Source organism: Caulobacter sp. NIBR2454 (genome assembly GCF_027474405.1).
Taxonomy (GTDB): domain Bacteria; phylum Pseudomonadota; class Alphaproteobacteria; order Caulobacterales; family Caulobacteraceae; genus Caulobacter.
Genome location: NZ_CP114871.1, coordinates 2,813,678 through 2,825,778 on the forward strand (window position 1 = coordinate 2,813,678; position 12,101 = coordinate 2,825,778).

General features: G+C 68.2%; 9 protein-coding genes and 1 tRNA gene. 2 read left to right on the forward strand and 8 right to left on the reverse strand.

Annotation, left to right across the window (positions count from 1 at the left end; genetic code table 11):
- Nucleotides 1-27 precede the first annotated feature (27 nt).
- On the reverse strand, nucleotides 28-1,344 hold the full coding sequence (locus O5K31_RS13670; RefSeq protein ID WP_269714171.1) for a dicarboxylate/amino acid:cation symporter: 1,317 nt from the start codon (nucleotides 1,342-1,344) through the stop codon (nucleotides 28-30).
- A gap of 62 nt (nucleotides 1,345-1,406) precedes the next feature.
- Here O5K31_RS13670 and O5K31_RS13675 point away from each other — a divergent pair.
- Nucleotides 1,407-1,483 (forward strand) — tRNA-Arg (locus tag O5K31_RS13675).
- 134 nt (nucleotides 1,484-1,617) lie between these two features.
- Here O5K31_RS13675 and O5K31_RS13680 read toward each other — a convergent pair.
- Entirely contained in the window at nucleotides 1,618-3,033 is a 1,416-nt protein-coding gene (locus tag O5K31_RS13680) for a capsular polysaccharide export protein, LipB/KpsS family (RefSeq protein WP_269714172.1), read from the reverse strand.
- 175 nt (nucleotides 3,034-3,208) lie between these two features.
- Between O5K31_RS13680 and O5K31_RS13685 the strand changes: the two genes are divergently transcribed.
- Nucleotides 3,209-4,825: an FAD-dependent oxidoreductase gene (locus O5K31_RS13685; RefSeq protein ID WP_269714173.1), complete on the forward strand. Its 1,617-nt coding sequence runs from the start codon at nucleotides 3,209-3,211 to the stop codon at nucleotides 4,823-4,825.
- 7 nt (nucleotides 4,826-4,832) lie between these two features.
- On the opposite strand, the gene O5K31_RS13690 is transcribed toward O5K31_RS13685, so the two are convergent.
- From O5K31_RS13690 to kdpB, 6 genes are all read right to left on the reverse strand, one after another.
- Entirely contained in the window at nucleotides 4,833-5,279 is a 447-nt protein-coding gene (locus tag O5K31_RS13690) for a hypothetical protein (protein WP_269714175.1), read from the reverse strand.
- Between the two features lie 108 nt (nucleotides 5,280-5,387).
- Nucleotides 5,388-6,080, reverse strand: a complete 693-nt coding sequence (locus O5K31_RS13695; protein ID WP_269714176.1) for a winged helix-turn-helix domain-containing protein — start codon at nucleotides 6,078-6,080, stop codon at nucleotides 5,388-5,390.
- Nucleotides 6,077-8,737 carry a sensor histidine kinase gene (locus O5K31_RS13700; protein ID WP_269714178.1) on the reverse strand — a complete coding sequence of 887 codons (2,661 nt, stop codon included), beginning with the start codon at nucleotides 8,735-8,737 and terminating at the stop codon, nucleotides 6,077-6,079. The genes O5K31_RS13695 and O5K31_RS13700 overlap by 4 nt, the downstream gene beginning before the upstream one ends.
- Complete coding sequence (gene kdpC, locus O5K31_RS13705) at nucleotides 8,734-9,297, reverse strand: K(+)-transporting ATPase subunit C (protein ID WP_269714180.1); 564 nt, start codon at nucleotides 9,295-9,297, stop codon at nucleotides 8,734-8,736. Before kdpC ends, O5K31_RS13700 begins: the two co-directional genes overlap by 4 nt.
- A gap of 11 nt (nucleotides 9,298-9,308) precedes the next feature.
- A complete protein-coding gene (locus tag O5K31_RS13710) occupies nucleotides 9,309-10,007 on the reverse strand; it encodes a TorF family putative porin (RefSeq protein WP_269714182.1) in 699 nt (232 codons plus the stop codon).
- A gap of 26 nt (nucleotides 10,008-10,033) precedes the next feature.
- Nucleotides 10,034-12,091: a potassium-transporting ATPase subunit KdpB gene (gene kdpB / locus O5K31_RS13715; RefSeq protein WP_269714184.1), complete on the reverse strand. Its 2,058-nt coding sequence runs from the start codon at nucleotides 12,089-12,091 to the stop codon at nucleotides 10,034-10,036.
- Nucleotides 12,092-12,101 lie beyond the last annotated feature (10 nt).

Consider the following 12,101-nt stretch of genomic DNA (forward strand, 5'->3'; position numbering starts at 1 on the left):
GCACGACTTGAGTAGCAAACCCGCCGCCTAGACCTCGTCAGCCGGCAGCGGCGCTTCCTTCGCCGCGGCGAGTTCGCCAGCCCTGGGCCCCTTGGACAGCTCGCTTCGCAGAACGTCCATGTCGAGCTCGTTTTCCCACCGGGCCACGACCAGGGTCGCCACGCCGTTGCCCACCAGATTGGTCAACGCGCGGCACTCGCTCATGAACCGGTCTACGCCCACCAGAACCGCCAGGGCGGCGATGGGGATGTCGGGCACCACCGCCAGGGTCGCGGCCAGGGTGATGAAGCCCGCGCCGGTGACTCCGCTGGCGCCCTTGGACGTCAGCATGGCCACGCCCAGGATGGTGGCCATCTGCCAGATCGACAGGTCGGTATTGGTCGCCTGGGCCAGGAACAGCGTGGCCAAGGTCATGTAGATGTTGGTGCCATCCAGGTTGAAGCTGTAGCCCGTGGGGATGACCAGCCCGACCACCGGCCGCGACGCGCCCAGGCGCTGCAGCTTCTCCATCATCTGCGGCAGCACAGACTCAGACGAGCTGGTGCCCAGGACGATCAGCAGTTCTTCGCGGATATAGGCGATGAACTTCAGGATCGAGAACCCCGCCATCCGCGCGATGACGCCCAGCACCACCAGGACGAAGACCAGGGCCGTCAGGTAGAAGGTCGCCACCAGGGCGCCCAGCTGCAGCAGGCTGTCCAGCCCGTACTTGCCGATGGTGAAGCCCATCGCCCCGAACGCCCCCAGAGGCGCCAGCTTCACCACAAGATGGATGATCGAGAAGAACACGCGCGACACGTGCTCCAGCGCCCCGGCGGCCTTCTCGCCAAAATCGCCCAACCGCGCGCAGGCGAAGCCGACCAGGATCGCCACCAGCAGCACCTGAAGCAGGTTGCCCTCGGCGAAGGCGCCGAAGAAGGTGTCGGGGATCAGGTGCAGGATGTAGTCGACCAGGCCCTCGCCATGCTTGGCCTTCTCGGCGTAGCCGGCGGCCACGGCCGGATCGATGGCGGCGGGATCGATGTTGAAGCCCGCGCCCGGCCGCACCAGTTCGCCGACCACCAGACCGATCACAAGGGCCAGGGTCGAGACGACCTCGAAATAGATCAGCGCCTTGCCGCCCACCCGGCCGAACTTCTTCATGTCGCTCATGTGGGCGATGCCGCCCGCCACGGTGCAAAAGATCACGGGCGCCACGACCATCTTGATCAGCTTGATGAACCCGTCGCCCAGCGGCTTGAGCGCCACGCCCACATCGGGCCAGAACGCGCCGATGGCGATGCCTAGGGCGATGCCGATCAGCACCTGGACGTAGAGCGTCTTGAGCGGACGCAGCAGATTCATGACGCTCCCCAGCGCAGCAGGGTTCGCAAGCCCCCCGAACATGCGCTATCACGCCCGGCGTCGGCCCGGTAGCTCAGCCGGATAGAGCAGAGCTTTCCTAAAGCTAAGGTCGGGGGTTCGAGTCCCTCCCGGGTCGCCACGCCGCTGTCGCGCCAACTCAGGGCTGGCCGATCCTCGTTGGGTGGCCGCCCGCCTAGCCTCCTAACAACCCGTGCGATGAGGGTGCGCGGTTGGGCGTCCGATTCGCGCGGGGCCTCTGGGGCGGCGAACCGTTCAAACCAGCGACGTCGCCAGCCCGACAGGCGGCGCTGGTTGTGAGCATACTTCGCCTTCTATGGCGCCGGAGACAGCTCCCGAACCGGAAGCCTTGCCGGTCGGCGTCACGGCGAGCAGTTCCACGATGCGGGCGGCCACGCTGCGCAGGCTGCGCGGCGAGAAATCGTGGTAGCCGCCACCCACGAGAAACCGCGCGCGGACGAAGCGTAAGAAGCCGCGGCGACGTTCGGCGTCCGGCGGGACGGTCAGCGCCCGCCGCACTGCGGCTTCGAGATCGCCCCGGCTCCGCGGGGATTCGACAATGCCGGGCGCGGTGTAGAAATTGCGACCCAGCGCCACCACGGGTTTGTCGAGTAGCATGGCCTCGAAGCCGACCGTCGAATTTATGGTGACGACGGCCGAAGCGTTCCCCAGCAGTTCGGCCATCGGCGCGGAGCTGACAAAACACACGCGCGGATAGCGCTTGGGCAGGTGGCGATAGGCCCGTTGCACGAGCGGCAGTTCATAAGGGTGGAACTTCGCTACCAGACGCAGGCCCGCGTCGATGCGCTCCAAGGCGCTGTCCAGATCACGGACCACAGCCTCAAGGTCGTCGCCATACAGAGGAGACTGCAGCATAAGTTGCGAGTCGCTTCGCACCTGAAAGGGCAGCACGACATATCGCTCAGGCAACTTGTGCGCCGGAGTGGTCGGTACGCTGAGCCGGTTGATGAAGGGCAAGGCGCGCCGTTCGGCCCAGAAACTGACGCGGCTCACCAAGCGAGCGTACAGGTTTCGCCGGAGGTCGGGCGGGGGTAGCGGATTGAGGTCGCGCATCCTCTCGCCGGATTTGAAGCGGGCGATGTGCGCATCTAGCGCCGTGTCCAACCCGTCGTCGTAGGGGATGTGCGCGGCGCCCGCGTGCGCCAGTCGGCTCATGGACGACGCGCCGTTGACGCCTTCCAGATCAAGCTGGGTGGTGCCGGGAAAATAGCCATGCTCGGCGTGGATGACGGGTATGCGGCGCTGCCGCGCCAAGTAGGTGGCCAAGGCCCCGCGCAGATTGGAGCCATTCCAGACAAAGATCGCGCCGACCTTCTCGTTGTCCATGAAGGCCGCCAGTTCGGCGAGCACGCCGCGCGCCTTGCGAAGCGCCTTTTCGGGCCGCAGGGCCAGTTCCTTTTCGCCGATCGCATGGCGCAGTTCGGCGTCAGAGATGTCGGAAACAACGGCCTTTGCGGCCCCAGGGCGCGGATGCATCGCCACGCCGGCGTTGCGCATGTAGCTGCGCACGACTGGGCGGCGCGACCAGTAGAGGCTCTCGACATCAGGAGCCAGCCAGTTGCGTAACTCCAAAAGGAACGGCGCCTTTCGCAGGCCAGGGTCGATGAAAGCCAGGCGCAGGCGGATCGCCAACTGTTCCATGCCGGCCATCTTCGCATCGCCTCAACGCGGTATCGTGAAGCAGCGATGGCGGATTGGTGAACATGGGCGTCGCTTGGCCGCCTCGTCTAGACCCCCCAAGTCGCCTCGACGCTTGCACCGCACTCGTCGGCTTGCATTCCTGGGCGGTCGCCGTCATTGCGGAGACGGCGGAGCTGGGGTCCCTATGGAAACGATTGGCGGCAATCTAGCGGAGATGCAGCGCACGCCGCTTGACGCTGCGCATGTCGACGCCATGCGGGCGGTCGGCGCGGGCGCGACGTACGAGGCGGGCGCGCTCGTCGTGCGGCCGGGCGAGCCGGTCGACCGCTTCATCTATGTCGAGGACGGCGAGATCGAGATCGTCAACTCGTTCACCGGCGAACGCCTCCTTCCCTCGACCCTCGGGCCGACGCAGTTCCTCAGCGAAATCTCGTTTCTCAACGGCGGCGCATGGTCGATGCCGATGCGCGCGGTGCGGGACACGCGGGTGCTGGAGGTGCCGCGCACCGCCATGCTGCGCCTGATGTCGGAAATCCCTGAAATGTCCGACATCATCATCACCGTCATGGCGGCCCGGCGGCGCAAGCTGATAGAGACGGGGTCGAGCACTCTGGTGCTGATCGGCGAAGAGCGCGACCGCAGCGTGCGCAAGATCGCCGACTTCGCGCACCGCAATCGCCTGCCCTACGCCTCTTATCCCATCGGCAGCCCCGAAGCGCTGGAGGTCGCCGCCAGTTGCGCCGCGCCCGCGCATGAACCGGCCGTGGTCTTTGGGCCGGGCCAGATTGTCCGCGACCCGACGCCCGAAAAAGTGGCTCGGCTGTTGGGCGTCGCCTACGACCTCATCGAGGACGAACCCACCGATGTGCTGATCGTCGGCGGGGGGCCGGCCGGCGTCGCGGCGGCGGTCTATGCCGGCGCCGAGGGCCTTGGCGCCCTGGTGGTCGAGGACACCGCTATCGGAGGCCAGGCAGGCGCGTCCAGTCGCATCGAGAACTACATGGGATTTCCCACCGGCATCTCGGGGGCGGACCTGATCTGGCGCGGTGAGATCCAGGCGATGAAGTTCGGGACGCGGTTCCTGATGCCCCGGCGCGTCGTCAGCCTCGAGCGCCTGGAGGACGCGCGATACTGCGCCACGCTCGACAACAGCCAGCGGATTCTGGCGGGCGCCGTCGTGGTCGCCACCGGGGTCCAGTACAAGCGGTTGCCGATCGAGCGGCTGGTCGAGTTCGAGGGGGATGGCGTCTATTACGCGGCGACCGAGAACGAGGCCCGCTACTGCAAGAGCGCCCCGGCCGTGGTCATCGGAGGGGGAAACTCAGCCGGTCAAGCGGCCATGTATCTGAGCCGGGCCGCCAGTCACGTCCATCTGATCGTCCGCGGTCCGTCCCTGGCGGACTCCATGTCGAACTATCTGAGCAGCCGACTGGAAGCCGACCCGCGGATCACGATCGAATACAACGCAGAAGTCGTCGCCCTGCACGGGGACGACAAGCTGCGGACCTTGAGCATTCGAAGCCGAACGGACCGGAGCCATCGTCAACAGGACGCCTGCGCGCTCTTCGTCATGGTCGGCGCGGAGCCGAACACCGGCTGGCTGTCCGGGCTCGTCGCCCTCGACCCGGCCGGGTTTGTCCTGACGGGCGACGCCGCCGGGGCCGCCTCGCCCTACGGGACCTCGGAGCCGGGAATCTTCGCCGTGGGCGATGTTCGCGCGGGCTCGGTCAAACGGGTCGCGTCCGGGGTGGGCGAGGGTTCGGTGGTGATCTCAAACGTCTGGCGGCACCTCAACAGCTAGCGCCCGATCACAGGGGCCGGGAAGCCACGACTTCCGGCAGCAGGGCGGCGCTGTCGGTGAGGATCAGTCCACGCTTGCGAAGACGGTCACAAAGGTCGGTTCGTTCGCCTCGGTCCAGCATGAGGCCGGCGTCGATCACGATCCGGCCGCCTCTGGCCAACATGCCTAGAACCGCCCCCGTAAGGGCGTCGGCGCTGGCGCTGTCGGGGCATCCCATGACCAGCAACAGGTCGCAGCGCTGGTCCGCGGAACTGCAGGTGGCGCGCCGGGCCGCCTCCACCCGCTCAAAGCCCCTGCGCCAAAGATCGACCATCGCCTCGGCCGCCTGCGGTCCCGCCACCGCGACCGCGTCGAGCGGCGTGGTCTGAGCCAGGGCCAGCATACGATCGAGCGGCGAAGGGCGCGGCAGGCCAAGAAGGAACTGGGCGGCCTGGGCGGCGGACGGAATGGACATCGACTTGATCCCTGAACGCTCCCTCGCTTGGGAGCGGGATCAGGATCGCGCCGCCGTGCGCAAGCGCGCCATTCGGAACCGCCGCCGCCGCATAAGCAGCCCGTAAGCTCAGCCCGCCTCGAAGCGGTAGCCGACGCCCGGCTCGGTCAGGATCATGCGCGGCGTCGACGGCTCGGCCTCCAGCTTCTGACGCAGTTGGCCGATGAACACGCGAAGATACTGGGTGTCGGCCGTGTGGGCCGGCCCCCAGATGGCGGTGAGGAGATCCTTGTGGGTCAACAGGCGCCCCTGCGCCCGCGCCAGGCGAGCAAGCAGGTCGTATTCCTTGGGCGAGAGCTTCACGACCTCCCCGCCGCGCGTGACCCTGTGCTTGTCGAGATCGATCAGGACGTCGCCAGCCTGAATCTGCGTAGGACCGGAATCCGCCTTGCCCGCGTGCCGAAGCGCGACACGCAATCGCGCCAGCAGCTCGCCCACGCCGAAAGGCTTTTCGACATAGTCATCCGCCCCCTTGTCCAGGGCGTCGATCTTCTCGATCTCGCGGTCGCGGGCCGAAAGGATGAGGATCGGACCGGCGTAGAAGGCGCGCGCCTTCTCCAGCACCGCCTTGCCGTCCATGTCGGGCAGGCCGAGATCCAGCACCACCGCGTCCGGACTCCACAAGGCGATGGCGCGCAAACCCTCCTGCCCGCTTTCGGCCTTCAGCGGTTCGTAGCCGGCGGCCTCCAGAGCAGGGCCCAGGAACCGCTGGATCTGCGGTTCGTCGTCGATGACGAGGATGCGCTGGCGCGGACCGGTCATAGCAGGTGATGCGGGGTGGCGACGGATTTGGGCAGGCTGATCAGAACGCGCGTGCCCTTGTTCCCATGGATCGGACTGGCGGCGGCGATGCGGCCGTCCATCGCCTCCACGAAGCCCTTGGCGATGGCCAGACCCAGGCCCGCGCCCTTGCGGCGATCGGTGGGCTCGTCCATGCGACGGAACTTCTCGAACACGCGCTCCAGCTCCTCGGTCGGGATGCCCTTGCCCTCGTCCTCAATGCTGATGACGACATTGGCGCGATCCTCATAGACCGCAAGCTCGATCGCCGCACCCTCGGGGCTGTAGGCGATGGCGTTCTCCAGGATATTGACCACCGCCTGCTCCAGAAGCCCCGCGTCGGCCTGGATCAGGGTCAGCTTGTCGGGATAGTCGCGGCTCAGGACGCGACCACCTAGGCGGCGGCGAACCCGCTCGGCGCCGGCGTTCAGCACCTCGCGCAGGTCGGTCCAGTCGCTGCGCACCGACAGCCCGCCGCCTTCCAGTCGGGTCATGTCCAGCAGGTCGCCCACATAGCGGCTCAGCCGCTCGGCCTCCTCGCGGATCGAGATCAGAAGATCGTCGCGCACCGCCGGCTTAAGCGACTTGCCGTAGTCGATCAGGGTGGTGGAGGCGCCCAGCACCGCCGACAGCGGCGTGCGCAGGTCATGGCTGATGGAGTTCATCAGGGCCGAGCGGAAGCGGTCGGCCCGCCGCAGGGTCTCGGCCTCGACCGCGTCGGCCGCAAGTTCCGCGCGCTCCAGCGCCACGGCGCCCTGCTCCAGCAAGGCGACTACCAGCCGCTCGTCGTCGGAACCGGGCTGCAGCGCCGCCGCCTCGACACCCGCCACCCCGGCGCGGGCGCGCACGCCCTCTAGGGGCCGGAACGTCCAGCTGGTCTGCGGCAGGGTGCCTGTGCCGAAACCGGCCGGCTCGCCCTTCTCCCAGGCCCATCGGGCGGCGGCCATGGCGGCCGTGCCGAGGGGCTCCAGAGACGGCGCACCCGCGACGGGGACGATCTCGCCGCTCTCGGGCAACAGGACCAAAGCCCGCCCGCCCGCCGCCGCGGCGGCCTGGTCGGCCAGGGCCTGGGCGGCGGGGTTCTTGCCGGCGGCCGCCGAGAGGGTGCGGCTCGCGGCCAAGAGGGTTGAGACGGCGGCGGCGCGCTTCTGCGCGCTCCGGGCCTGATCGCGCACCCGCCCGGCCAGGCCGCCCGTCGCCAGGGCCACGGCCCAGAAGACGATCAGGGTCAGCACGTCGGTCGGCGACCCGATCGCCAGACTGTAGCGCGGCTCCAGGAACAGGAAATTGTAGATCAGGAAGGCCACGGTCGCCGCAGCGAGGGCTGGCCTCAGGCCGTACAGGACCCCCGCGCCCAGAACGGCGGCCAGGAAGATCATCGACAGATCGACCCGCGCCGCGACGGTGTCCAGGCCCCAGGCCGCCAGCGTCGCGGCGACCACGAACCCTGCGCCGATAAGATAGCCCGGCCAGCCGGAGGCGAGATCGAGCTTGCGACGGGGCGGCGCCTCGTCCGCCCGTTCGGTAACGATGTGGATCGCCGCCCCCCGCGAACGACGCAACAGGGCGGCGGCCAGGGAGCGACCCAAGACCTCGCGCAGGCGGCTGTCGCGCGATTTGCCGATGACGATCTGCGTGACGTTGTTGCGCCGCGCGTAGTCCAGCACCGCGCCAACCACATCATCGCCGGTCAGGGTCACGGTGGACGCGCCGAGCTGTTCGCCAAGCTTCAGGGCCTCGAACACCTTACTCGGATCGCTGCGGCGCGCGGGCTGCTCGACGTGCGCCACGATCCAGGGCGCGTCCATCATCATGTCGGACAGGCGGCGACCGGCGCGCACCAGGCTGGGCGCCATGGCGTCGCCGCCGACCAGCACAAGAATCCGCTCGCCCGCCGCCCAGGGACCTTCGACCCCCTTCTCGCGCATGGCGGCGACCAGTTGGTCATCCACCGTCTGGGCCGCGCGTCGCAGAGCCAGTTCGCGCAGGGCGGTCAGGTTCTCGATCTTGAAGAAGTTATCCGCCGCCAGCCGCGCCGTCTCCGGCACATAGACCTTGCCCTCGGTCAGGCGGCGGCGCAGCTCGTCGGGCGTAATGTCCACCAGCTCGATGTCGTCCGCCCGCGACAGGGCGCTGTCGGGCACCGTCTCACGCTGGCGCACGCCGGTGATGCGCAGCACCACATCGACCAAGCTCTCCAGATGCTGGACGTTCAGGGTGGTCCAGACGTCGATCCCCGCGGCCAGCAGCTCGGCCACGTCCTGCCACCGCTTGGGATGACGCGAGCCAGGGGCGTTGGAATGGGCGTACTCATCGACCAGCAGCAGGGCCGGCTTGCGCGCCAGGGCGGCGTCGAGGTCGAACTCCATCATCGCCCGACCGCGATGCTCGATAGGCTTGCGCGGCAGGACCTCCATGCCCCGCAGAAGAGCCTCGGTCTCGCGGCGACCGTGCGTCTCCACCACCCCGATCAGCACGTCACCGCCCTCCGCCTTTCGGCGGCGAGCGGCGCGCAGCATTTCATAGGTCTTGCCCACCCCCGGCGACATGCCGAGGAAGACCTTCAGCCGACCTCGTCCCGCCTTGTTGGCGGCGGCGAGGAGGGCTTCGGGATCCGGGCGGGGCGGCTCTTCGATCACAGGCGGTCGAGGGCCCTGTTCACGGCGAGCACATTGACCCGCGGCTGGCCGATGAAGCCGAGCAGGGCGCTTTCGGTCTCATCGTCGATCACGGTCTGGACCTGGGCGTCGGAAAGCCCCCTCGCCCGCGCGATCCGCGCCGTCTGGAGACGGGCGTTGGCCGGCGAGATGTGCGGGTCGAGACCAGAAGCCGAAGCGGTGACCGCATCGGCGGGTATGACCTGCCCCGGCGCCTCGGCGCGTAGAGCGTCGGCGCCCTCCTTGACCCGCGCGGCCAGATCCTCGTTGAGGGGGCCCATATTGGAGCCGCTGGAGGCGGAGGCGTCATAGCCGTCGCCCGCCGCGGACGGACGCGAATGCAGATACTTGGCCTGCGCGAAGGATTGCCCCAGCAAGGCCGAGCCGACCACTTGGCCCTTGGCGTCCTTCAGAAGACTGCCGTTGGCCTGATAGGGGAAGGCCGCCTGAGCGACGCCCGTGACGGCGAGGGGATAGCCCAGGCCCAGCAAGCCGGTGAACAGGGCCATGGAGACGATGGCGGGGCGGATGTGGTTCAACATGTCAGCCCCTCCTAGAAGGTCGCCTTGAGCGAAGCGGCGGCGCGGCTGTCATACAGCTTGCCGAAGCCATGCTCGTCGGTGTCGTGATAGCGCAGATCGAGCGCCAGGTGATCGGCGAAAGCCCAGGTCGCGCCAATATTCCACGTGGTGTAGTCGCTGCTTGAGGTGACCCATTGTCGGCCAAGGGCGCCGGAGAGCGTTATTTTCTCCGCCACCGGATAGCTGATATTGGCTTCGGCATAGGTCGCCTCGTCCTCGACGCCGAAGAAATCCGGCGACCAGAAGACCGCTCCACCGACGGTGGCCGGCCCGACGGCGCGGCTGGCGGCGATCTTGGCCTCCACGTAGTCGTAGTCCGCCCCGTCAGGCTGCCCCGGGTAGAGATAGGCAACGGCCCCAACGTCGAACGACCAGCCGGCGGCCTGCGGCCTGAACCCTGCATAGAGATCGACCTCGGCGTCGGTGCTGTCGCTGTAGTCGACGTTCGAAGCCCAGGCGCCGGCGTAAAACTGGCCGGCCGTCGCATCGACCCCGCCGAACACTTGGGGGTTCTCATCCGTCTGGCTGACGCCCCGAAAGACATAGTCCCTGGCCACGCCAGCATTAAAGCTGACCGTCGGGGTTTGCGCCGAGGCCGTCTTGGCGACCGCCAAGGCGGCGATCGCCGCGAAGGCGCCCAGGCCGCTGATATAGAAGATACGCTTGTTCATGACTGTGATCCTTAAGGGACGCCTGCTCAGGCCAGGCCGAGCATTGAGATGACGACGTCGATCAGCTTGATGCCGACGAACGGAGCGACGAGACCGCCCAGGCCGTAGATCAGGAGGTTGCGAGACAGCAGCTTGCCGGCCCCGACCGCCCGGTACTTCACGCCCTTCAGCGCCAGCGGGATCAGGGTGACGATCACCAGAGCGTTGAAGATCACCGCCGACAGGATCGCACTCTGCGGGCTGGCCAGCTGCATGACGTTCATGGCGCCAAGCTGCGGCAGAGCCGCCACGAACAGAGCCGGGATGATCGCGAAGTACTTGGCCACGTCGTTGGCGATGGAGAAGGTCGTCAGGGCGCCGCGGGTGATCAGCATCTGCTTTCCCACCTCGACGATCTCGATGACCTTGGTCGGGTCGCTGTCGAGGTCGACCATGTTGCCCGCCTCGCGAGCGGCCTGGGCGCCGGTCTGCATGGCCACGCCCACATCGGCCTGGGCCAGGGCCGGCGCATCGTTGGCCCCGTCTCCGCACATGGCGACCAGACGGCCCTTGGCCTGCTCGGCCCGGATCAGCCGCAGCTTGTCCTCCGGCGTGGCCTCGGCCAGGAAGTCATCGACTCCGGCCTCCGACGCGATAGCGGCGGCGGTCACGGGGTTGTCGCCGGTGATCATCACGGTGCGAAGGCCCATACGGCGCAGGTCCGCGAAGCGCGCCTTAACGCCGGGCTTGACCACGTCCTTGAGGTGAATGACCGCCACCAGCGCCCCGTCCTGGCTGACCGCCAGAGGCGTGCCGCCCGAGCGGGCGATGCGGTCGATGGCGACCTCCAGCGTGCTCGGCGCCGCGGCCAGCTTGCATTCGCGCAGGACCGCATCGACCGCGCCCTTGCGCCAGCTATGGCCGTCGGCGTCCAGGCCGGACTGACGGGTCACGGCGCTGAACGGAATGGCGGTCGCGCCCTCCGGCGCCTCGATGACCACGCCCTGGTTGCGGCCGTATTCAATGATCGAACGGCCCTCGGGCGTCTCGTCCGCCAATGACGCGGTGACGGCGGCGCGCAGGGCGAGTTCCGGCCGCACACCGGGCGCGGCGACGATCTCGGTGGCCATGCGGTTGCCGAAGGTGATGGTGCCGGTCTTGTCGAGCAGCAGGGTGTCGACGTCGCCCGCCGCCTCAACCGCCCGACCGGAGGTGGCCAGGACGTTGACCTTCAGCAGCCGGTCCATGCCGGCGATGCCGACGGCCGACAATAGGCCGCCGATAGTCGTCGGGATCAGGCAGACGAACAGCGCGCCCAGCACCAGCGGGTCGAGCTCCACGCCCGAAAACTTGCCCAGCCCCAGCAGGGTGACGACCGCGATCAGGAAGATCAGGGTCAGACCCGCCAGTAGCACGGCCAAAGCGATCTCGTTCGGCGTCTTGCGACGGTCCGCGCCCTCGACCATGGCGATCATGCGGTCGAGGAAGGACGAGCCAGGCTGGCTGGTGACGCGCACCTTGATCCAGTCCGACACCACCGTCGTGCCGCCGGTCACCGCCGACCGGTCGCCGCCGCTTTCGCGAATCACGGGGGCGCTTTCGCCGGTGATGGCCGCCTCGTTGACGCTCGCCACGCCCTCGACGATCTCGCCGTCGGCGGGGACCACGTCGCCCGCCTCGACCAGGACGATCTCACCGACGTTCAGCTTGTGGGCCGGGGTCGGGATGACCGTGCCGGTCTTGGGATCGATGATCAGCTTGGCCTTGGTGGTCACCCGCGCGGCGCGCAGGCTGTCAGCCGCCGCCTTGCCGCGCCCTTCGGCGATGCTTTCGGCGACGTTGGCGAACAGGACCGTGGCCCACAGCCACAGGGCGACCTGGACGGCGAAGCCCGCAGCGGTCCCTGTCGCCACCGCCACGACGGCGGAGACGGTCGACAGCACAGCCACCACCCAGGTGGCGAAGATCACCGGATTGCCGGTCAGGGCGCGGGGATCGAGCTTGATGAAGGCGTCCCGCAGGGCGCGGCCCATCAGGTTGGGCGTCAGGCTGGCCGCGAAGCCCAGCCCCTTTTGCGACGCCGCGTTGGGGTCTGCGAAAGTCATTGGAGGATGT